Genomic DNA, 22,093 nt, shown 5'->3' with positions numbered 1-22,093 from the left:
CCGCCGGCCGCATTCCGCACCGGCCGGGAGGAGCGGCGCGGGTCAGTCGTGGAGGACCAGCCGACCCGTCTGCCCCGGCTCCAGCGCCACCCCGCGCCCCGGGAGCCGTACGTCGATGGGTGAGGCGTCGGAGGCCGGGACCTCGATCTCCAGCAGCCCGCGTTCCAGGCGCAGGCGTACGCCCCAGTGGCCCTGGTAGCGCAGGGGGAACCCGTAGGCGGACAGCTCGGGCAGGGGCACGGGGTCGAGCCACAGGGCGCCGCCCCGGGTCTCCAGGCCGCTCAGCCCGCGCTGGACGAGGTCGAGGGTGCCGGCCATGGCGCCCAGGTGGATGCCCTCGCCGGTGGTGCCGCCCTGTACGTCGGCGATGTCGCCCTGGAGGGCCTCCTGGCAGAACTTCCACGCCTCGCTGCGTCGGCACCGGGCCAGTACCCAGCCGTGCACCAGGCCGCTGAGGGTGGACCCGTGACTGGTGCGGTGCATGTAGTACTCGACGGTCCGCCGCCAGGTGTCCTCGTCCAGGCGCACCCCCAACCGGTGGAACAGGCCCCCCAGTTCGGCGGGTGCGAAGAGGTAGCCGAGCATCAGGACGTCGGCCTGTTTGGATGCCTTGTAGCGGTTGACGGTGTCGTTCTCCGCCTCCAGGATCCGGTCCAGCCGCCGGATGTCGCCGTACCGGCCGCGGTAGCCGTGCCAGTCGAGTTCGGCGAGGTCGCCGTAGCCCGCGAACTGGCTGATGACGCCGTCGTGGAAGGGGACGTGGAGGGTGCGCGAGACGTCCTCCCAGCGTTCGAGTTCGCCGCCGTCCAGGCCGGTGCGCTCGACGAGTTCGCGCCTGCGGGGCTCGGGCAGGGTGTCCAGCAGCTCCAGGGTGCGGGCCAGCACCCAGGCCGCGGTGACGTTGGTGTACGCGTTGTCGTCCAGGCCGGGCGTCTCGGCGTCCGGGTACGCCTCGTGGTACTCGTCGGGCCCTACGACTCCCTTGATGCGATGCCGGCCCAGGCTCCCGTCGTAGACGGCCCGGTCCGCCCAGAAGCGGGCGATCTGCAACAGCATCTCGGCGCCCTTGGTGTGCAGGAACTCCATGTCGCCGCTCGCCTCGCAGTACTGCCACACGTTGTACGCGATGGCCGAGCCGACATGGTGCTGGAGCCGGGAGTGGTCGGGCAGCCAGCGTCCCGAACGCGGGTTGAGATGGAGCTGCTGGGTCTCCTCACGTCCGTCGCTGCCGCTCTGCCAGGGGTACATCGCGCCCCGGTGGCCCACTGCCCTGGCCGAGGTGCAGGCCTGTTCGAGGCGTCGGTGGCGGTGGCGGAGCAGGGCGCGGGAGACCTCCGGGAAGTGCAGGTTGAGGAAAGGCAGGACGAACAGCTCGTCCCAGAAGACATGGCCGCGGTACGCCTCCCCGTGCAGTCCGCGGGCGGGCACGCCGACGTCGAGGTCGGCGGTGTGCGGGGAGAGGGTCTGGAGCACGTGGAAGAGGTGCAGCCGCAGAATGCGGCCCGACTCGCCGGGCACGTCGAGTGCGGCGCGGCGCCAGAGCTGCTCCCAGGCGGTGCGATGCGACGTGACCAGTGCGTCGAAGCCGGGGGCCCGGCCCACCCGGTCGACGGCGGCGTGCAGCGGGTCGCTGATGGCCGGGTCGCGGGAGGTGTGCAGGGCCACGGTCTTGTCGACGGTGACGGTCCGGCCGGGGGCCAGGCCGAGCGTCAACCGCTGGATGGCGTACGGCCGTTCATGGTGGTCCGCGACGGGGGCGTCGGCGGTCAGCCGGGACGCGATGCCGATCCGGATGTCGGAGGTGCGGGTGCGGCAGCGCAGCCAGACCGTGTCCGGGGCGGAGGTGCCGGTGTGGACGTGGGTCAGATGGCGGCCGTCGAGGTCCCGGTAGCGCGGCACGCCGGAGTTGGTGACCCCGCCGTCCAGGGCCGCCTCCACCTCGACCGGGCCGGAGAACCCCTCCGCCGTGAACTCGGTGCGCAGCGCGGCCAGATGAGGGTCGGCCATGTGCACGAACCTGTGCTGACGGATCGTCAACACCCGGCCGCCGCCCAGGCCGTACCGTGTCCGGCGCTCCATCAGCCCTGCGGACAGGTGCAGCATCTGGCGGTGGTCGAGCACGTTCGCGGTGTCCGGCACGATCCAGTCCCCGTCGGGGAGCCGGAACCGCAGGGGCAGCCAGTTGGGGACGTTGACCATGTCCTCGTTCTCCACCCGGCGGCCGGCCACCTTGGAAGTGAGGCGGTTATAGATGCCGGCCACATAGGTTCCCGGGTAGTGAATGTCGTCGGCGGCGCACTCGGGGAGCGCGCCCCTGGTGGCGAAGTAGCCGTTGCCGAGCGTGCACAGGGACTCCCGAAGGCGCTCGTCGGCCGGCTTGTAGCCCTCGTACTCCCAGCTCCAACCCATGCCTTCGGTTTCCAGGCCGCGCTCTGTCACGTCGGCGCTCCTCCCGAGCAGAGTTCTCCGAGATCGCGTACGACGAGGTCGGCACCGTGCCGTAGCAGCCGCGCCCCGGTGCCCGCACCGGCGTCCCGGTCCACCCCGACCACCAGGGCGAATCCGCCCCGCCGGCCCGCCTCCACGCCCGCCAGGGCGTCCTCGACGACGGCGGCCCGGTCGGCGGGGACCCCGAGCCGGCCGGCCGCCTCCAGGAACAGATCCGGCTCCGGCTTGCCGGCGAGACCCAGCCGGGCCGCCTCGCCGCCGTCCACGAGGGCATCGAACAGGTCCAGCACACCGGCCCGGCTCAGCAGCTCACCGGCGTGCCGGGACGCGGAGGCCGCCGCCCGGGGTACTCCTGCCGCGCGCAGGGCCCGCACCAGCCGTACGGTCCCCGGGTAGGCGTCGACGCCGTGCTCGCGCAGCCGCTGCGTGAAGAGGCGCTCCTTGTCCTCGGCGACGGACCGCACCGTCTCGTCCGACGGCTCGATGCCGCGTGCGGCGAGGAAGGCCGCGGCTCCGTCGAGGCGGGATTTGCCGTCCACGTGCCGCAGATAGTCCTCCCGTTCGTCGAAGGGGCGGCGCTGGTCGGGGTCCTCGGGCGGGTGGGCGCGCAGGAAGCCGTCGAAGGCCACCTTCCAGGCGGCGGCATGCACACGGGCCGAGTCGGTGATCACTCCGTCGGTGTCGAAGACGACGGCGCGCACGTCGTGCAGGACGGGGGCGAGCACGGGTCCGCAACGGTGGGGGCCGGACGGCCGATGCATGGTCACCCTCGCCGCGCCGGGCCGGTGGCCGGTCGGGGCAGGGGGCGGCGCCATGCCCGTACTGCATCCAGGGGATGCCGGTGCAGGTCGGCAGTGGGGAACGCGAACCGCACGGCCTCCTCACCTCCCGCTCGACGGCTCGCCCGCGCCCTGGCGGGATCCGCTCATGGGTACCCGCCAGACCCGCCTTGTCACCTCCGGATGCCGTCGCCGCTCCGCCGTCCGCCCCGGAAAGCCGAGGGGCCCTGGCGTATCAGCCACGCGCATGGTGTGCTGGAGGTGACGGGAAGGACCCAGAAAGGCGCGGGGAAGCGGATGACGGCCGCGCACCGCGCAATCAGGATCCGCGAGAAGTGGATAGGGCCCTTCCCGCCCTCAAGCCTTCCCACCCGGGAGTCTCCCGGCCCGCTCAGGTCGGCCGTCGCTTCCGTTCGGGCGCTCAGTCACCCCGGTAGAGCGCGGTGAGCAGCTCGATCGTCTGCTGCGCCGCGGGCGGCGGGTCGTCGCGCCACCAGGCCAGCCGCACGGCGATGGGTTCGGCGTCCCTGAGAGGCCGGTAGACGACGCCGGGGCGCGGGTACTGGTGGGCGGTCGCCTCGGCGGTCACGCCGACGCAGCGGCCGGAGGAGATCACCGTGAGCCAGTCGTCGACGTCGTGCGTCTCCTCGGTGGCCGGGCGGGCGTCGGGCGGCCACAGGTCGGTCGTGGTGGTGCCGGTGCGGCGGTCGACGAGCAGGGTGCGGCCGCTGAGGTCGGCCAGCCGGACCGAGCGGCGCCGGGCCAGCGGGTCGTCTGCGGCCACGGCGCACAGCCGCCGCTCCAGCCCGACGATGGCGGAGTCGAACCGCCGGTCGGCCAGGGGCCGGCGTACGACGGACAGGTCGCAGGCGCCTTCCGCGAGGCCCGCGGTGGCCGTGTTGACGCGGACGAGTTGCAGGTCGGTCCCGGGGTGGGCGGTGGCCCAGCGACGCTGGAACGCCGGGGTGTGCCGGCCGAGCGCCGCCCAGGCGTAGCCCATCCGCAGCCGGGCGTGCCCGGAGCCGGCTTCCCTGACCAGGTCGTCCACCTCGCCGAGCACCCGCCGGGCGTGCGTCAGCACGCGCAGCCCGGTCCCCGTCGGGGTCACCTCGCGGGAGGTCCGCCGCAGCAGGCGTACGCCGAGGGCACGTTCGAGCGAGGCCAGCGAGCGGGAGACAGCCGCCTGGGAGACGCCGAGGGCGAGGGCGGCGTCGGTGAACGTGCCCTCGTCGACGATCGCGACGAGACAGCGCAGCTGCCGCAGCTCCACATCCATGACTCAAGCGTATAGATCGAGCGCTCAACGCATTTTGCGCAAAGATCGAGGGGACACACGATCGGCGTATGCGCTCCCGCCCGGCACACGCGCCCGCCCTCGCACCCGGCCCCGAATCCGCCTCCGCCTCCGCTTCCGCTTCCGAGTCCACTCCCCTGGCCCCGCTCGACGGTCCCGGCCGGGCGCGCGGGCGGCTCGCCGGGGTGGGCACGATGATCGGCAGCGGTCTGTCCACCCAGACCGGCGCCGCGATCGGTTCCCTCGGCTTCCCCGTCCTCGGCCCCGAGGGTGTCGTCGCGGTGCGCCAGTACGTCGCCGCCTTGGTCCTGCTGGCCGTCGGCAGGCCGAGTCCGCGGTCGTTCACCTGGCGGCAGTGGTGGCCGGTCATCCTGCTGGCGCTGGTGTTCGGCACCATGAACCTCTCGCTGTACTCCGCGATCGACCGTGTCGGCCTGGGCCTGGCGGTGACCCTGGAGTTCCTCGGCCCGCTCACCATCGCCCTGGCGACCTCGCGTCGCCGTGTGGACGTCTGCTGCGCGGTGATCGCCGCGGCCGGTGTCGTCACCCTGATGCGTCCGCGGCCCTCGGCCGACTACCTCGGGATGGCCCTGGGCCTGCTGGCGGCCGTGTGCTGGGCGTCGTACATCCTGCTCAACCACACCGTCGGCCGGCGCATCCCGGGAGCGCAGGGTGCGGCGGCCGCGTCCTGCCTGTCCGCCGCGATGTTCCTGCCGGTCGGCGTCGTCGTGGCGCTGCGGCATCCGCCGACCGCGGGCGCCGTCGCCTGCGCGGTCGCCGCCGGTGTGCTCTCGTCCGCGGTGCCCTACCTCGCGGACCTGGTCACCCTGCGCCACGTCCCGGCCCGGGCGTTCGGACTCTTCATGAGCGTCAACCCGGTCCTCGCGGCCCTGGTCGGCCTGATCGGTCTGGGCCAGGACCTGGGTGCCCTGGAGTGGGCGAGCATCGGCGCCATCGTGGTCGCCAACGCGCTCAGCATTCTCACGTCACGGACGTGAGGCGTGAGGACTGCGTGAAGTACGCGGACCTTGTCGCCCGGCTCTGGCCGCCGTCCGGTGCCCCCGACCCCCCGGACGGCTGGACCGGTCCCCCCGAGTGGCGGGAATGCCCGGGCCGGCCCGCTCACCGCGCGCACGGCGTTCTACGGTCGGGGGTGACGTCGGAGCACCAGAGCGAGCACCGGCGGTCGGCGGCAGCCAGGTGTGCGGCCGCCGACGTACGCACAACGACGACGAGGCGGGACGCACGTGATCCGGGTAGTGGTGGTGGACGACGAGGCCCTGGTGCGGTCCGGTTTCCAGCTCATCCTCGGCGCGGCCGACGACATCGAGGTCGTCGCCACCGCGCAGGGCGGCGAGGCCGTCGAGACGGTTCGGCGGGAGCGGCCGGACGTCGTGCTGCTCGACATCCGGATGCCGGACGTCGACGGGCTGACCGTGCTGCAGCGCCTGCGGACGCTGCCGGAGCCGCCGGTGGTGGCGATGCTGACGACGTTCGACGCCGACGACTACATCCTCACCGCGCTGCGCACCGGCGCGGCCGGCTTTCTGCTGAAGGACACCGAGCCCGACCAACTCGCCCACCTGGTGAGGACGTTGGCCGCGGGCGGGGTGGTCCTGTCGCCGAAGGCCTCCCGCGCGATCTGGTCGAGCCACCCCGGCGCGGCCGCGGCGGACGACGCCGAGGCCGGCCGGGTGGGGCGGCTGACCGAACGCGAGCGCGAGGTGCTCGTACTGATCGCGGAGGGGCTGTCCAACGCCGACATCGGCGCCCGCATCCACCTCAGCTCGGGCACGGTCAAGGACCATGTCAGCGCCATCCTCACCAAGCTGCGGGTCGGCAGCCGGGTGCGGGCGGCGCTGCTCGCCCAGCGGGCCGGACTGCTCGACGAGGCGCCAGGACCGGGGGCGCAGCGGTGACCGGGCGCCGCCCGTGGTGGGAGCGCGTCCCTGCTCCGGTCGTCGACGCCGTGGTCGTGGCCGTCGCGGCAGCCGACGTCTGGTTCAGTCTGTCGGGCGAAGGCCGCGTCGAGCAGGCCGCGGCCGTGCTCGCCTGTCTCGCACTCGCCGTCCGCCGGCGCTTCCCGCTCGCCGTTTTCCTGCTCACGCTCCCGGCCAGCCTGATGCTGGACATCGTGTTCGCCCCGTTCGCCGCGCTGTTCACCCTGGCCGAACGGTCCCGCGACCGACGGCTCCTCATCACCTGCGCGGTGCTCTTCGCCCTCGCCTCCGCGGCCCCCTGGCCGCTCGACGAACTCTCCTCGCACGAGCGGAACTGGACCCTGGTCTACTTCTTCTACACGCTGGCGACCGCCGCGACACCGGTCCTGCTGGGCCAACTCCTCCAGGCGCGGCGGGATCTGGCACGCCGGATCGAGGAGATCGAGGAGGCCCGCGAACACGAACGGCTGCTGCACTCCCAGGCGGTACTGGCCCGCGAGCGCGCCCAGCTCGCCCGCGAGATGCACGACGTCGTCTCCCACCAGGTGAGCCTGATCGCCGTACAGGCCGGCGCCCTCCAAGTCGCGGCGAAGGAACCGACCTTTCGGGAGGGCGCCCGCACCATCCGCTCGCTGAGCGTCGACACGCTCGACGAGCTGCGCCACATGGTCACGTTGCTGCGGGCGTCGGGCGGCCACGCCACCGAGCTGACCCCGCAGCCCACGCTCGCCGACCTCCACCGGCTCGTCGCGACCAGCGGCGTCGAGACGGACCTCACCGGTGAACTCCCGCCGGACATCGGCACACCCGCGCAGCGCGCGCTCTACCGCACCGTCCAGGAAGCCCTCACCAACGTCCGCAAACACGCTCCGGGCGCCTCCGCGACGGTCCGGCTGTGGCAGGACGGCGACGCTCTCGGCGTGACCGTGACCAACACACCGCCCACCCGCCCTTCGCTCCCCCTGCCCGGCTCGCACCAGGGGCTGATCGGTCTCGGGGAACGTGCCGAACTCCTCGACGGCAGCCTGGAGTCCGGGCCCACCGACGACGGGGGCTTTCTGGTACGGCTCCGGCTTCCGGCCCGCTCGGACTGAGGAACACCCCCACCGGAACGCGACGTACCGTGCGCAGAGGCCCCCCCAGGACCGCGGCGTCCTTCTCGCCCGCGCCCGCGCCCGCTCGCGCGAGCAAGTCGGGCGCGGCCATCGTGATCCTCCTCTATTGGACGAGCTCCCAGTCCTGTGAACCGTCGTCGACCGCGTTCTGAAGGGTGAGCGGCGCGCCGGCGGTCGCACCGGTCAGGTACAGGCTCGTGTTCCTGACCGACTGCAACTTGTAGAACCCGTCGGCGGTCTTGACGAGGTTCCAGCTGCCCGTGGCGCTGTTGTCGACCCACTGGCCGATCCGCTGGCCGACCGTCGCGTTGCCGGTCCAGACGGCCGCCGCGCGGCCGCCCGACTTGTTGAGAAGGGTGACGCCACCGTTCGGTTCGGTCGTCACGTGCCAGTACTGGGTGTCCCCGTTCGCCGCCGAACCGGGCGCCTCCAGGCGGACATCGGGAACGTCCGAGTTGCCGATGTTCGCGTCGTTGGTCTTGTTTCCCGTGCCGATCACCTGGTCGGTCCTGCGGTTGACGACTTGGTAGTAGGCGCCGTCCGACCGGCCCAGGTCCACCTCGGCGAAGCGGAGCGTCGAGGTGCCCTGGTTGTTGAGCACGGAGACGCGGCCCGTGCCCTCGACGTACTGGAGGTTGCGGCTGTATCCGGCCTGCGAGGTCGTCTGGTACTCCTTCCAGGTGCCGTCGCTGCGTCCGCTCTCGTTGACCCAGACGTTGCCGCTGCCGGCCGCGTTGTAGACCAGGCGACCGCCGGGGAGCCGGATGACGACCGGGCTGCCGCCGGTCGCGAGAGCGCGGGAACCGGCGTCGAGCGGCAGCGCGGTGACGCCCGTGCCCGTGGCGGAGCCCAGGTGGAACTTCAACGGGTCGTCGGCCAGCACGTACCTGGTATTGGCTCCGCCGGCCCAGTACTCGAAGGTCAGCAGCCACTTGCCGTCCGTCGTCCGGACGACGTTCGTCATGCCCGGCCGTCCGCCGCCGATCTCCGTCTTGCCGCCGCCCATGTTCTGGGTCAGTCCGGCGATGTCGACGACGGGGGCGCTCCACGCCGAGCCGCGACCGTCCCAGGTCTTGTGGACGAGGATCTGGCCCTGGGAGTCCGTGGCGGTGTCGTTGGCGGGGTCCAGGGTCGGGACGCCGGTGGCCGCGTTGAAGCCGGTGTAGTCGTTCTCGTCGGAGTAGTAGCAGACGAGTTGCCCCTTGTGGACCATCAGGTACGGCTCCCAGAGGGGGTCGACCTGCTTGTTCGTGTTCGCGGCGGCGATGTTCTGGCCGGTCGCGCCCGCGCTGCCGCCCTGCCAGCCGCCGGTGGCGATGACGTTGACGACCTTCCACGTCGCACCGTCGTCGGTGCTGGAGTACAGGGCGATCGCCATGTCCTTGCGGTCCCCGTCGTTGGACGGCGTCCAGTTGGGGTCGGCGGCCTTGTGCTCCTTGTAGTACTGGTCGTCGCCCGAGACGACGCTCGCGAGGAGCAGGGTGCCCTGCTTGAGGTTCCCGACGTCCTGCGGCAGGACGTAGAGGTAGGGGTTGGTCCAGTTGCTCGTGTACTTCGCGTACCGGGCGTCGCCGGAGAGGTACGCCGGGGCCTTGACCTCGGACAGCGGCTGCCACGTCGTGCCGTGGTCGTCGCTCTTGTACACCGGGAGGGTCTGCTTGTCCGCGCTTCCCGTCTCCGGGACGACCGTGGACTTCTCGAACGACGCGACCAGCCGCCCGCTCGGCAGCTGTGCCGACTTCGGGTAGACCGCGCAGTTGCCCCGCCCTTTCAGGCACGGTTCGTTCCCGAGCTGGTACAGGGTCCCGCCCGTCGGGTTGTACGCCTGCGCGCTGCTCATGGGTATCGCCACCATCGCGGATGCCGCGACTACGGTGCCCAGCGCCCTTCTCAGCCTTCTTCTGTGCATTGCCCCTCCTTTGGGGATGACCATGGGGATCACCACGGGGATGACCTCGGTGATGCCGTGCCGGCGGCCTTCGTCCTAGGCGGCCGGTCCGTCTGCGGTTGCGTCTGCGGTGCTGAACACCCGTACGTCCCATGCCTGGAGCTCCACCGCCGCGTCTGCCGGAACGCGGCTGCCGTCCAGCAGGTCGGCCAGCTCCACGGGGGCCGGCACGCGGACCGCGTCCCAGCTCCAGTTGTGGATCACATGGATCCGGCGTCCGTCCAAGGACGTCCCGGTCGCCGCGGTGACGGTCTCCGGCAGATCGCGCCAGCCGCTGATCGCGGAGGGCGTGAGCCACTGCGCCAGGGCGCGGGCGAGGGAGCGGCCGGGGATCGTGCCGACGTGGGTGACGCGGCCCGCGCCGTGGCGGCGGCTGGTGATCGCGGGCCAGCGGCCGAAGTGCGGGTGGTCGTAGGAGGCGAGGACCTCGGCGTCGGTGACGGTCAGGCCGTCGGCCCAGCGGGTCGCCGTCGCATCCTGCGGCAGTCGGAGCGGGCCACCGGGCACGGCGTGGACGGGGAGGTCGCTCGCGAGGTTGCTGAACTCGTCGTACGTGACGCCCGCGGCCTCGGCGAGGCGTCCGGGTTGCGGTTCGAGGCGGGCCCTTGCCTCGTGGTCGGCGTATCCGGTGCGCGGACCGAGGACCAGGTGGCCGCCCGCTTCGGCGTAGGCGGCGAGCCAGTCGAGGGTCGAGTCGGCGGCGATGTACAGCGCCGGTACGACCAGTACCGGGTGGCGAAGTACCGCCTCCTCGGGCGCCAGGCCCGCCGACTCGCCGGTCGGGTCGTGCAGTTGACGGGCGTGCACGATCCGTACCTGGCGGCCCGCCTCGAACGCGCCACGGTAGAAGGGGTCGAGGATGCGGTGGTAGGCGGCGGCGTCGGGCTCGCCGTCGGGGGCCGCGAGCGGTGGGTGCTTCTGCATCAGCCACTTGCTGGGCGTCGAGTACACCACCGTGATGTCGGCGTCCGGCTCCAGCCCGGCGACGAGCGGGCCGGCCGTCTCGAACTCGGCGCCCAGGCGGGCGAGTTCGGCGTAGGCGCGGCCGGGCTGTCCGCTGTGCGGCAGGACGCCGCCCCAGTAGGTCTCGGCGCCGAAGCGCAGGGTCTGCCACTGCCAGTACTCGATCATCCGCGCGCCGCGCGCCACATGCGCCCAGGCGGCCTGCCGCCACTGGCCGTCGTAGGCGGGGCGGTTGTCCCAGGCGAAGCCGATGGAACCCGCGTTGGTCTCGGTGACCAGGAACGGCTGCTGCCGGGAGGAGAACATCCAGTCGGCGGTCTGGTACATCGACCAGACACCGGTGGTCTTCCAGATCTGCTCGTGACCGTCGGGGGTGGGGTCGGGAAGCAGGAGGCCGTCCTGCATGTCGTAGTACGGGTTGCCGGAGGCGATGTCGAGCCGGGCCGACAGCTCGTCGTCCGCGACGCCCTGGCGGGTGTAGGAGATACAGGTGGTGACGAAGTGGCCGGGGCGGGCGTGTTCGCGGACGATGTCCGCCTGCCAGCCGATGAACTCGGTGACCTGGCGGGCCTGGAACTCCCGCCAGGCGACGTCGTACTGGGGCTGGGCGTTGCCGTCCGGTCTCCACAGGTCGGCCCAGTCGGAGAGCCGGTGGGACCAGTAGACCAGGCCCCACTCGCGGTTGAGGGTCTCGATGTCCCCGTACCTGGCGCGCAGATGGTCGACGAAGCGCTGGAAGACGCCCTGGTTGTGGAAGAGGTGCAGGCCCGGTTCGTTGTCGACCTGCCAGCCGATGACCGCGGGGTGGTCGGCGTAGCGGGCGACGATCTTGCGGATGATCCGCTCGGCGTGGAAGCGGAAGGCGGGGTGGGTGAAGTCGACCTCCTGGCGGGCGCCCCAGCCGATGCGCTGCCCGGTGGCGTACTCGCCGGTGATCTCCGGGTACTGGCGAGCCAGCCATGGCGGTACGGCGTACGTCGGCGTGCCGAGGATGACGGAGATGCCGCGCTCGTGGGCGCCGTCGAGGACGGGCTGGAGCCAGTCGAGGTCGAAGCGGCCGCTCGTGGGCTCCCAGGTCGACCAGACCGACTCGCCCACACGGATCACGGTGAAGTTCGCCTCGGCCATCAGGTCGAGGTCGGTCTTGAGCCGTTCGTCGGGCCTCAGTCCGGGGTCGTACTCGGGCGTGTACTCGTGGTAGTACGCGGCGCCGAACAGGACACGGGCGGGCAGATCCGCCATGAAGGAACCTCCGGGAAAGTAGGGGGAGTCACTGCTTGACGCCGCCGGCGGCGAGACCGCTCTGCCAGTAGCGCTGGAGCAGCAGGAAGGCGATGACGAGCGGCACGACGGAGATCAGGGAGCCGGTCACGACGAGCGGCAGCATGTCGCTGCCGGCACCGCCTCCCCCGTTCTGCGCCTGCGCGGCCCAGGAGGAGAGGCCGACCGTGATCGGGTACAGCTGCGGGTCGTTGAGCATGATCAGCGGCAGGAAGTAGTTGTTCCAGGTCGCCACGAGCGTGAACAGCAGGACGGTGACCAGGCCGGGAGCGAGCAGCCTGAGTGCGATCCGGAAGAAGATGCGGGCCTCCCCCGCGCCGTCGATACGGGCGGCCTCCAAGAGACTGTCCGGGACGGCGTCGGCCGCGTAGATACGCATGAGGTAGAGGCCGAAGGGGTTGACGAGCGAGGGCAGGATGATCGCCCAGGGGGTGTTGACCAGGCCGGCCTTGGCGAACAGCAGATAGGTCGGGATCGCCAGCGCGGTGGCGGGGACCATGATGGCGCCGAGGACCAGGTTGAAGGCGGCGCGGTCGCCGCGGAAGCGGAACTTGGCGAACCCGTATCCGGCGGCGGCCGCGAGCAGGGCGGCGCCGACCGCGCTGACGGCGGCGTACACGGCGGTGTTGAGCAGCCAGTCCACGAAGACGCCGTCGTCCTGGGTGAAGGTGGCCCTGATGTTCGCCCACAGCTGCGGGGCGTCGGAGAACCACAGGCCGAAGCTGCTGATCAGGTCCTGGGTGCCTTTGGTCGAGGCGACCAGCAACCAGAACAGCGGGAGGAGGAAGTAGGCCAGCGCCGCCAGCATGACGATCGTCAGCGGGGTGCTGCGACGGCGGGTCGCGGGCCGGTGCCGCGTGGGTGCGGTGGGGGCCGTTGCTGTCGCCGGCGGCTGCAGGGTGGTCGTCATGCGGTCCTCCTGCGGTTCGCGGTGAGCAGTACGGCGTAGGAGGCGATGACGATGACCAGTCCGAGGAGGAAGGAGACCGTGGCCGCGTAGTTGAGCTGGTTCCCGGTGAAGGCGAGGGAGTAGGAGTAGAGGTTGGCGGTGTAGGAGCTGCTGATGACGTCCGGGGCGATCTTCATCAGCAGGTTCGGCTCGTTGAACAGCTGGAAGCTGCCGATCACCGAGAAGAGCAGGGTCAGCAGGAGCGCCGGCCGCAGCGCCGGCAGCTTGATCGACCAGGCGATCCGCCAGGCACCCGCGCCGTCCATCGCGGCGGCCTCGTACAGGTCCTGCGGGATGGTGCGCAGCGCGGCGTACAGGATGATCATGTTGTAGCCGACGAACTCCCAGGTCACGATGTTCGCCAGACTGCCGAGCATCCAGCTCTCGCTGAGGAAGTGCGGCGCCGGGAGGTCCAGCTCCCGGCTCAGCTGGGCGAACGGGCCGAAGTCGGGGCCGTACAGATAGCCCCACATGAGGGCGGCGACCACGCTCGGGACGGCGTACGGCACGAAGATGCCCAGCCGGATCACGCGCGCCAGCCGCAGCAGGCCGCTGTCGAGGGCGAGGGCGAACACCAGGGCCAGCAGCAGCATCAGCGGGACCTGGATCGCGAAGAACAGGGCCACGCGGCCGACACCGTGCAGGAGGAGCGGGTCCTTGAGGGCGGTGACGTAGTTGTCCAGTCCGACGAACACGGTGCCGCCGATGAGGCGTTGCTGGAAGAGGCTGAGGTAGGCGGCGTAGCCGAGCGGGGCGAGGAACAGCAGCAGGAAGAGGATCAGGAACGGGGCCACGAACAGGGGGCCGGGCCCGCCGAGCCGGCGGCGTGGCGGGCCTGCTCGGCGCGGCTTTCCGACGTTTGCCGTGGTGGTGGCTGCCATTTCAGTTCCCCTTGACCGTGAAGCCCTGGTTCTTGGCGTACGTCGTCAGTCGTGACTGCCAGGCGCCGAGGGCGGCGACGGTGTCGGCCTGGTCGGCGAGGGACTTGCCGACGGTCTCGGTCCAGTCCTTCGCCGCCTGGTCCAGGAAGGGCGGCCACTGGAACGCGGTCGGGACCGTGTCGCTGATGTCGGCGAAGACCTGGTTGACCTGCTGGCCGCCGTAGAACGCGGGCGCGTCGCCGGTGAAGCTCGGGTCCGCGAGCAGGGACTTGGTCGCCGGGAAGAAGAACTGCTTGGTGGCGAACATCCTGGCGCTCGCCGGGTCGCTGTTGAGGAACTGGGCGAACCGGGCTGCCGCGATCGGGTTCTTCGTGGCGCGCAGGACCGCGGTCGTGGAGCCGCCCCAGTTGCCGGAGACCGGCTTGGTCGCGTCCCACTGCGGCAGCGGCGCCGCCCGCCACTTGCCCGCGGTGGACTTGGCCGAGCCGGACAGGAACGCCGGACCCCAGGCCGCGGTGAGCCAGGTGGCGTACTTGCCCTTGTCGAACCCGGCGTACCACCCGTCGGTGAAGTCCGGGTCGGTGCTGATGACGCCTTCCTTCGCGAGCCCGCCCCAGTACCCGGCGAGCTTCTTCGAGACCGCGTCGTCGACGCCGATGGAGAGCTCGCTCCTGCCGGAGGTGGCGTACGGCTTCGCGCCCGCCTGCCACAGCAGACCGTGCCAGGCGGCGGGTTCGTTCGCCGCGAGGTTGGTGAGGTAGACGTCCGGGTCGGCCTTGTGGAGCTTGCGGGCCGCGGCCGCGAACTCCTCCCAGGTCTTCGGCACCTGGATGCCGTGCTTGTCGAAGATGTCCTTGCGGTACAGCATGCCCATCGGGCCGGTGTCCTGCGGGATCGCCCAGACCTCGCCGCCGGGTCCGCTGACCTGTCCCCAGGTCCAGTCGACGAACTGCTCCTTCAGCGCGGCGGCACCGTACGGGCTCAGGTTCAGCAGGCTGTCCGTGATGGTGAAGGTGGGGACCGCCTGGTACTCGATCTGCGCCAGGTCCGGCGCGCCGGTGCCGGCCTTGAGGGCGGTGCGCAGCTTGGTGTAGTGCTCGACGCCCTGGCCGGCGTTGACGACCTTGACCTTGATCGCGGGGTACTTCTTCTCGAAGAGCGCGACCTCCTGCTGGATGTCCGGAGCCCAGCTCCAGAACGTCAGTCGGGTCGGCGTCTTCATCGCCTTGTCCATGTCGGCCTGGCTGACCGGCTCGGTGGCGGCGGAGGAGCCGCCGGAGTCGCTGTCGCCGCCGCATGCGGCGAGCGTGGCGCCGAGGGACAGCGCTCCGGTCGCGGCGAGGAACCGCCGACGGCTCATGGAGGACGTGGGAACGAGGGATCGGGGCATGGTGAACTCCCGCCGATGGGCTGAGGAACGGCACGCCTGGCGAGGGCGCGTCGTACGGGTGGGAAGAGAGAGGTGTGAGGAGGGGAAAGGAAGAGCTGCGAGGAGGAGGGGTGAGGCGCGGACGTCGCTACCAGGGCATCGGGGTCGCCATGTTCGGGTGTGCGTCGCGCTTGCTGTGGCCGGCGCGCGTGTCACGTGCCGTACAGCTGAAGTCCACGGTCGTGGAAGGGTTTCGCGGGGTGGGGCGTAGGCGGGCGTACCGCCCCGGCTGCGAGCGGGTGCCGCTCAGCCGGGGGCTGCTGCCGTTCGGTCCGGGGCTGCCCGGGCCGGCAGGGGCGCTGTTCAGTCGCGGGTGGCTGGTCCGTTCCCGGCCGGAGGTGCGTGAGCGGCACCGTTCGAGCGGGGGGCCGAGCGCCGTCCGCCTGCCGGGGCCCTCCGGGCGGCCGGGGGTGCGGTCGAGGCACGGACGACGAGTTCGACCGGCGGATCGCTCGCCGGCGCCGGCGCCGCGTCCGGTTTCTCGATCGCCTGCACCAGAAGCCGGAGACCGTCCCGCGCCACGGCGTCGAACGGCTGGCGCACCGTGGTCAGCGCAGGGGTGACATAGGCGGAGACGGGGATGTCGTCGAAGCCGACGACACTGACGTCGCCCGGCACGCGCAGGCCCGCTTCCGTCAGGGCGCCGATCAGTCCGATGGCCATGTCGTCGTTGGCGGCGAACACGGCGGTGACGTCGTCGGCGGCGGCGAGTTCGCGGCCCGCGGCATGCCCGGAGGCGGCCGACCAGTCGCCCTCCAGGACGGGCGGCTGCCGCCTGCCGCGCGCCGACAGCGCCGCCCGCCAGCCTTCGATGCGGTCCCGGGCGGCGAACCACCGCTGTGGTCCGGCGAGGTGATGGACCGTCACATGGCCCAGGTCCAGGAGGTGTTCGGTGGCGGCCCGCGCCAGCGACTCGGCGCCGACGCCCGCGGTCACGGCCCGGGGGCCGCCGAACGTCGCGGGCGCGCCGAGAGCGAGGACCGGTACGTCGACGCTGAGCGGGACCGCTCCCTCGTCCCCCTCGTCGATCGGTTCGGACACGACGATGCCGTCCACGCCCTGTTCGAGCAGCGACTCCACGGCCCCGGCGACGCCTCCCGGGTCGCCCTCCAGCGTGTTGTACACGCGCAGCGCGTAGCCCGCGTCCCGGGCGGCCCGCTCGATGCCGATGAGCAGCGAGGCCGGCCCGTACAGCGCGGTCCCCAGCGTGACCACGCCGATGGAGCGGGTGCGCCCGGAGGCCAGTGCCCGGGCCGCGCTGTTCATCCGGTAGCCGAGTTCCTCGGCGGCTTCGGACACGCGCCGGCGCACGTCGTCGGAGACATAGCGCTCACCGTTGAAGACCCGGGAGACCGTCTTCTGCGAGACGCCGGCCCGCCGGGCCACGTCCACGGCACGCGGCGCGGCAGGGCTCCCGCCCTGTGCTCCCGTTCGCGTCATTGGTGTCTCCCCGATGTCCGGCGGCTCAGATCCTAGCGAGTCAGAGCCGGTCTCCAGGACCCGACGTCCTGTATGACTGCGCTGTCATGACTGCGGTGTCATATCTACGCAGTCGAACAGGACGTGTCAAGACTTCGCGCAGCATCACGGCGACCTCGCGACGAGGCACGCGTCCCGGACAGACCCCCGGCGGGCACCCCACCGCGGACACCGAGCGACCCCGCGCGCCTCCCGGCCGCACATGGCGAACATCAAGCAGTAGTGCCTGGAGCCGCTGCCCCCGTCCCACCGCGAGCGCTTCACGGAGGACCTGCGGCTCCTCAGCCTGACTGGACCGCACGAGGCGTAGGCGAGGCGACAGGCCCGTGTGAGGGATGCCTCACCGCGCCCTGTGCCGAAAGGGTCGCCCCACCCCGTCACCAGGGCGGATCGTGGGCGACATGAAAGATCACCGCATGGCACCCGTCAGTGCCGAGGCCAGTGAGGTCCGCCGCTTCTGGGGCCGCCTCGGTCTTCCCGGGCTGATCGACGTGCACACCCACTTCATGCCCGAGCGAGTCCTGCACAAGGTCTGGGACTACTTCGACACCAACGGGCCGCTGATCGGCGGGCTGGAGTGGCCGATCACGTACCGGAAGGAGGAGGCGGAGCGGACCGCTGTGCTGCGGGAGTTCGGTGTCCGGGCCTTCACCGCGATGCTCTACCCCCACAAGCCGGGCATGGCCGGGTGGCTGAACGGCTGGGCGGCCGACTTCGCCGGCCGCACCCCCGACTGCCTGCACACCGCCACCCTGTTTCCGGAGCCGGACGTCGAGACGTACGTCCGCGAGGCCGTCGAAGCGGGCGCGCGCGTGTTCAAGGCCCATGTGCAGGTGGGAGCCTACGATCCGGCCGACGAACGCCTCCAGCGGGCGTGGGGCCTGCTGGCCGAGGCCCGCGTCCCCGTGGTGATGCACTGCGGCTCGGGGCCCGCGCCCGGCAAGCACACCGGCCCCGAGCCCGTCGCGCGTCTGCTGGCCCGGCACCCGCGACTGCGGCTGATCGTCGCGCACATGGGAATGCCCGAGTACGAGGAGTTCCTCGACCTCGCCGAGCGGTACGACCAGGTGCGGCTGGACACGACGATGGCGTTCACCGACTTCACCGAGGGGTTCATGCCGTTCCCGCGCCGGGCTCTGCCCAGGCTCGCCGCACTCGGAGACCGCATCCTGCTCGGCTCCGACTTCCCCAACATCCCCTACCCCTACCTGCACCAGCTCCACGCCCTGGAACGGCTGGATCTGGGTGAGCGGTGGCTACGGGCCGTCTGCCACGACAACGCGGCTGACCTGTTCGGCCTGTGACACGGTCAGGCGCCTGTGCCACCGTCGAGCCGGGACGACGGAATGGTGCCCGTCGCGGTCAGCTGCCGGTACCACAGGGCGCTGTCCTTGAGGGTGCGGCGCTGGGTCTCGTAGTCGACGTGGACGATGCCGAAGCGCTTGGAGTACCCATAACCCCACTCGAAGTTGTCCATCAGGGACCACACGAAGTACCCGCGCAGATCGACGCCGGCGGCCAGTGCCCGGTGGGCGGCGGTGAGGTGGCGGTGGAGGTAGTCGACACGCTCGGGGTCGTGGACGGCGTGAGTGCCGTCGGGGCGGATGGAGAGGTGGTCGTCGAAGGCCGCTCCGTTCTCGGTGATGGCCAGGGGCTGGTCCGGGAACCGGGTGTGCAGGTCCAGGAGGAGCTCTTCGAGGCCGTCGGGGTCGATGTTCCAGCCCATGGCGGTGTGCGGGCCGTCCTGTGCGACGAACTCGACCTGGGGCGAGCCGGGCCAGGGTGAGCCGCCCATGTCCTTGTGCCCGTCGTTGTTCTGACGTGCCGTCGTGCCGTCCCACAGGCGGACGGCGGTGGTGGCGTAGTAGTTGACGCCGAGCAGGTCCAGGGGCTGGTGGATCCGGGTCAGGTCGCCGTCCTGGACGAACGCCCAGTCGGTGACCGCGGCGGTGTCCTCGATGAGGCCCTCGGGGTAGTGGCCGCGCAGCAGGGGCTCGGTGAAGGAGCGGTTGGCGAGCGCGTCGATGCGGCGCACGGCTTCCTCGCCGCCCTCACCCTGGCCCCGCAGGACGTGGAAGTTGAGGGTGACGGAGTACTGCGGGTCATTGGTGGTGACCTCCCTCAGTTGCCGCACCGCGAGGCCGTGGGCGAGGTTGAGGTGGTGGACCGCGGTCAGTGCCGCGGCGCCGTCGGTGCGGCCGGGGGCGTGGGCTCCGGATCCGTAGCCCAGGTAGGCCGAGCACCACGGTTCGTTCAGGGTCGTCCAGATCGCGACGCGGTCGCCGAGCGCTTCGCCGACGATACGGGCGTAGTCGGCGAAGGCGTGGGCGGTCGCGCGGTTCGTCCAGCCGCCGGTGTCTTCGAGGGCCTGGGGCAGGTCCCAGTGGTAGAGGGTCGCGACGGGGGCGATGCCCCGGTCCAGCAGGCCGTCGACGAGGCGGCTGTAGAAGTCCAGGCCCTTGGGGTTGGCCGGGCCGCGGCCCGTGGGCTGGATGCGCGGCCAGGCGATGGAGAACCGGTACGCCTGAAGGCCCAGGGACGCCATGAGATCGAGGTCTGCTTCGAGGCGGTGGTAGTGGTCGGTGGCGACGTCGCCGGTGTCACCGTTCCACGTCCTGCCCGGCGTGTGGGAGTAGGTGTCCCAGATCGAGGGACCGCGTCCGTCGTCGGTGGCGGCGCCCTCGATCTGGTAGGCGGCGGTCGCGGAGCCGAGGAGGAAGTGAGCGGGGAAGGACAGGGGCTCGGTGGGTTCCTGGCGGGGTGTCGACATGCACGTTTCTCTCTGCTGAGGGATGAGGCGACGCGTTACGGACTTGCCCGGAACCAGGGTGATGTTAACGTTAACAAGCCGTCAAGGCCCTGGCCCCGGCGAATCCCGTCCCCACCCCCGCACCACCCCCGCCCGCCTCGGAGTGCGCCCGTGCCGACCTTCGCCAACCCCGTTCTCGCCGGCAGTCACCCGGACCCGTCGATCTGCCGGGTCGGGCAGGACTTCTACCTGGTCACGTCATCGTTCGCGTACTATCCCGGGCTCCCGGTCCTGCACAGCCGCGACCTGGTGAGCTGGCGACCGCTGGGGCACGTGGCGCACCGGCCGTCCCAGGTGTCGTTGACCGGGCTGGACGTCTCGGACGGCCTCTGGGCCGCCACCATCCGCCATCACGAGGGCACCTTCTACGTGGTCGTGGCCCTGGCACGCGGCCGTCAGGGCAGCACCACGTTCCTGTTCACCGCGGCCGACCCCGCCGGCCCCTGGTCGGACCCGGTCACGCTGGACGCGGAGGGCATCGACCCGTCGCTCTTCTTCGACGACGACGGCCGCTGCTGGTTCACCGCCTGCCGCGACGCCGCCCACCCGGAGGTGACAGGCCCCGGCGAGCTGTGGATGCGCGAACTCGACCTCAAGACCCTGGCGTTGACCGGCCCGACCCACAACCTGTGGTACGGCGCGATGCGCGGCGCCTGGGTGGAGGCGCCGCACCTGTACAAGCGTGACGGCGTCTACCACCTGATCGCGGCGGAGGGCGGCACCGAACACCATCACGCCGTGACCGCGGCCCGCTCCGACACCGTCACCGGCCCGTACTCCACGGACCCCAGGAGCCCGCTGCTGACCCACCGTCACCGCGGCGCGGCGGAACCGATCCAGAACGTCGGGCACGTCGACCTCGTCGACACCCCTGCCGGGGAGACCTGGGCCGTGGCCCTGGGGATCCGGCCTCTGGAAGGGACCCACACACTGGGCCGCGAGGTGTTCCTCGTCCCCGTCGAATGGACGTCCCGGGGCCCGGTCTTCGCACCGGAGACCGGACGGGTGAGCCTCTCGGAACGGCGGCCCGCGGGAACGACGACGGCGGTGTGCGGCGGCACGGCCGAGGACGGGCCGGTGCGGTACGAGTTCAGCGGCAGCGCGCTCGGCCCGGAATGGAACAGCCTGCGCGGACCGGTCGACGACCTGGTCTGCGCCGGCACCGGAGAGGGCGGCCTGACCATCCGCCTCTCCCCCGAGCCCCTCACCTCGACGGGCACCCCCGCGTTCATCGCGCGCCGCCAGCAGCATCTGCGCCTGCGCGCGAGCACCCGTATCCGCTTCTGCGCCACCTCGCCGGCCCAGGAAGCGGGCCTGGCCGTCTTCCAGAACCAACACCAGCACGCCACCCTGGGGCTCACCGTGGACGCTTCCGGCACCCCGCAGGTGGTGCTCACCGCCCGCGAGGCAGGCGTCGCGACCCGCCTCGCGTCGGTCGCCGTGGCGGACCGCGAGGTCGTCCTCGCGGTCGACAGCGACGAGTCCGGCTACACCTTCCGCGTCAAGGACAGCACCTGGACGACCCTGGGCGGCATCGAGCGGTCCTTCTTCAGCACGGAACGAGCCGGCGGGTTCGTCGGCGTCCACCTCGGTCTGTACGGCACCGGCGACGCCGGGGCCGACGCGGCCGAGGCACACGTGGACTGGTTCGAGTACGCCCCGGGACGCGCCGGCCCGGGAGAGGGTCAGCTGTAGAAGTTCTTCGCCCAGCGGTGCTCGGCCAGCCGCGCGAGTCGCCGCGGGGTGAGCGGTGGTGCCTCGGCGATCGCCGCGTTGCGTTCCACGTTCCGCAGGGAGCGCATCCCGACGATGACGGTGGAGACCGCCTGCCCGGCGAGGGCGAAGCGCAGCGCGGTGGACGGGAGTTCCTCGACGTCGATCCCCAGGTCGGCGCAGAGCGCGTCCACCCGGGTCCCGACCTGGGCGGGCCGGTCGTCCCTGAAGTACCAGTTGCGCCAGTCGCCCTCCGGGAAGGTGACGCCCGTCCGGATCGAACCGGTGAGGGCGCCTTCGTCGAGTGCGACCCGGACGATCACACCGACGCCGTACTCCTCGCAGGCCGGCAGCAGGGCATCGGCCGGGGCCTGCTCGAAGACGTTGTAGATGACCTGGACCGTGTCCACGGCTCCGGTGCGCAGGACCGTGAGCACGTTCTCGGGCTGGTGATCCTTGACGGAGATCCCGAAGGCCCTGATCCTGCCCTCCTTCTTGAGGTCGTCCACCGTCTCCAGCCAGTCACCGCGGCCGGTCCAGTCGTCCTCCCAGGTGTGCAGCTGAAGGAGGTCGACGTGGTCACGGCCCAGTGCGCGCAGGCTGGTCTCCAGGCTCTCGCGCAGATGCGACCCGGGGAACGCCTCCATGGGGTCGAGCCCGCTGGGCGCGAGGGGGACGTGCACCTTCGGCCCGACCTTCGTCGCCACGTGCACTCCGTCCCCACCGCCCGGGAGTTCCTTGAGCGCACGGCCGACGACGCTCTCACTTCGGTCGTACGCCCGGGCGGTGTCGATGAAGGTGACGCCCAGGTCGAGGGCGCGGTGCAGGGCGCGTACGCCGGAGTCGTCGTCGGCGCCCACCCAGGCCCCCTGGCCCAGTCCCCAGGCTCCGTAGCCGATCTCGGACACGGTCAGTCCGGTGCGGCCGAGTTCCCGATAACGCATGTGCTGTTCGTACTCCTCGGGTGATGCCCCTGGTGAGGGCCCCTGTCCCAGTGCTGCCTTCCGGCACCACGATGTGCCCGCTCGACGCTACTGACGGCGGCAGCGGGGCGACAGCGCGGCA

General features: G+C 71.6%; 16 protein-coding genes. 5 read left to right on the top strand and 11 right to left on the bottom strand.

Features of this window, described 5'->3' with window-relative positions:
• Positions 1 to 42 precede the first annotated feature (42 nt).
• The 3 genes from ACFU95_RS15235 to ACFU95_RS15225 form a co-directional block, all read right to left on the bottom strand.
• Positions 43 to 2,409, bottom strand: coding sequence for a glycoside hydrolase family 65 protein (locus tag ACFU95_RS15235; protein WP_383827498.1), 2,367 nt, complete (start codon positions 2,407 to 2,409; stop codon positions 43 to 45).
• Positions 2,410 to 2,435: 26 nt separating this feature from the next.
• Positions 2,436 to 3,209: an HAD family hydrolase gene (locus ACFU95_RS15230; protein ID WP_383827496.1), complete on the bottom strand. Its 774-nt coding sequence runs from the start codon at positions 3,207 to 3,209 to the stop codon at positions 2,436 to 2,438.
• 439 nt (positions 3,210 to 3,648) lie between these two features.
• Positions 3,649 to 4,503 (bottom strand): LysR family transcriptional regulator, encoded by an 855-nt coding sequence (locus tag ACFU95_RS15225; RefSeq protein ID WP_383827192.1) that lies wholly within the window; start codon positions 4,501 to 4,503, stop codon positions 3,649 to 3,651.
• A gap of 203 nt (positions 4,504 to 4,706) precedes the next feature.
• Here ACFU95_RS15225 and ACFU95_RS15220 point away from each other — a divergent pair, with 203 nt between their 5' ends.
• From ACFU95_RS15220 to ACFU95_RS15210, 3 genes are all read left to right on the top strand, one after another.
• Entirely contained in the window at positions 4,707 to 5,519 is an 813-nt protein-coding gene (locus ACFU95_RS15220) for a DMT family transporter (RefSeq protein ID WP_383827495.1), read from the top strand.
• A gap of 249 nt (positions 5,520 to 5,768) precedes the next feature.
• Complete coding sequence (locus tag ACFU95_RS15215; protein WP_383827190.1) at positions 5,769 to 6,440, top strand: response regulator; 672 nt, start codon at positions 5,769 to 5,771, stop codon at positions 6,438 to 6,440.
• Complete coding sequence (locus tag ACFU95_RS15210; RefSeq protein ID WP_383827188.1) at positions 6,437 to 7,555, top strand: sensor histidine kinase; 1,119 nt, start codon at positions 6,437 to 6,439, stop codon at positions 7,553 to 7,555. Before ACFU95_RS15215 ends, ACFU95_RS15210 begins: the two co-directional genes overlap by 4 nt.
• 124 nt (positions 7,556 to 7,679) lie before the next feature.
• Here ACFU95_RS15210 and ACFU95_RS15205 read toward each other — a convergent pair whose 3' ends face one another.
• The 6 genes from ACFU95_RS15205 to ACFU95_RS15180 form a co-directional block, all read right to left on the bottom strand.
• A complete protein-coding gene (locus ACFU95_RS15205) occupies positions 7,680 to 9,485 on the bottom strand; it encodes an RICIN domain-containing protein (protein WP_383827185.1) in 1,806 nt (601 codons plus the stop codon).
• Positions 9,486 to 9,560: 75 nt separating this feature from the next.
• Positions 9,561 to 11,729, bottom strand: a complete 2,169-nt coding sequence (locus ACFU95_RS15200; protein ID WP_383827183.1) for a beta-galactosidase — start codon at positions 11,727 to 11,729, stop codon at positions 9,561 to 9,563.
• Between the two features lie 28 nt (positions 11,730 to 11,757).
• Positions 11,758 to 12,678 carry a carbohydrate ABC transporter permease gene (locus tag ACFU95_RS15195; protein WP_383827180.1) on the bottom strand — a complete coding sequence of 307 codons (921 nt, stop codon included), beginning with the start codon at positions 12,676 to 12,678 and terminating at the stop codon, positions 11,758 to 11,760.
• Positions 12,675 to 13,598 carry a carbohydrate ABC transporter permease gene (locus ACFU95_RS15190; RefSeq protein WP_383827177.1) on the bottom strand — a complete coding sequence of 308 codons (924 nt, stop codon included), beginning with the start codon at positions 13,596 to 13,598 and terminating at the stop codon, positions 12,675 to 12,677. Before ACFU95_RS15190 ends, ACFU95_RS15195 begins: the two co-directional genes overlap by 4 nt.
• Before the next feature lies 1 nt (position 13,599).
• Positions 13,600 to 14,988 (bottom strand): ABC transporter substrate-binding protein, encoded by a 1,389-nt coding sequence (locus tag ACFU95_RS15185; protein WP_383827174.1) that lies wholly within the window; start codon positions 14,986 to 14,988, stop codon positions 13,600 to 13,602.
• Positions 14,989 to 15,330: 342 nt separating this feature from the next.
• Positions 15,331 to 16,467 carry a LacI family DNA-binding transcriptional regulator gene (locus tag ACFU95_RS15180; RefSeq protein ID WP_383827171.1) on the bottom strand — a complete coding sequence of 379 codons (1,137 nt, stop codon included), beginning with the start codon at positions 16,465 to 16,467 and terminating at the stop codon, positions 15,331 to 15,333.
• 440 nt (positions 16,468 to 16,907) lie between these two features.
• Here ACFU95_RS15180 and ACFU95_RS15175 point away from each other — a divergent pair, with 440 nt between their 5' ends.
• A complete protein-coding gene (locus tag ACFU95_RS15175) occupies positions 16,908 to 17,810 on the top strand; it encodes an amidohydrolase family protein (RefSeq protein ID WP_383827169.1) in 903 nt (300 codons plus the stop codon).
• A gap of 5 nt (positions 17,811 to 17,815) precedes the next feature.
• Here ACFU95_RS15175 and ACFU95_RS15170 read toward each other — a convergent pair whose 3' ends face one another.
• Positions 17,816 to 19,276 carry a GH1 family beta-glucosidase gene (locus ACFU95_RS15170; RefSeq protein WP_383827166.1) on the bottom strand — a complete coding sequence of 487 codons (1,461 nt, stop codon included), beginning with the start codon at positions 19,274 to 19,276 and terminating at the stop codon, positions 17,816 to 17,818.
• A 150-nt stretch (positions 19,277 to 19,426) separates the two neighbouring features.
• Here ACFU95_RS15170 and ACFU95_RS15165 point away from each other — a divergent pair, with 150 nt between their 5' ends.
• Positions 19,427 to 21,010: a glycoside hydrolase family 43 protein gene (locus ACFU95_RS15165; RefSeq protein ID WP_383827164.1), complete on the top strand. Its 1,584-nt coding sequence runs from the start codon at positions 19,427 to 19,429 to the stop codon at positions 21,008 to 21,010.
• Here the strand turns inward: ACFU95_RS15165 and ACFU95_RS15160 are convergent.
• A complete protein-coding gene (locus ACFU95_RS15160; RefSeq protein WP_383827161.1) occupies positions 21,001 to 21,972 on the bottom strand; it encodes an aldo/keto reductase in 972 nt (323 codons plus the stop codon). The genes ACFU95_RS15165 and ACFU95_RS15160 overlap by 10 nt on opposite strands.
• Between the last annotated feature and the right edge of the window lie 121 nt (positions 21,973 to 22,093).

The organism is Streptomyces sp. NPDC057623 (genome assembly GCF_042800355.1).
GTDB lineage: Bacteria > Actinomycetota > Actinomycetes > Streptomycetales > Streptomycetaceae > Streptomyces.
The sequence above is the reverse complement of the archived record's forward strand: the minus strand, read 5'-3'. Positions and strand labels throughout refer to the sequence as shown.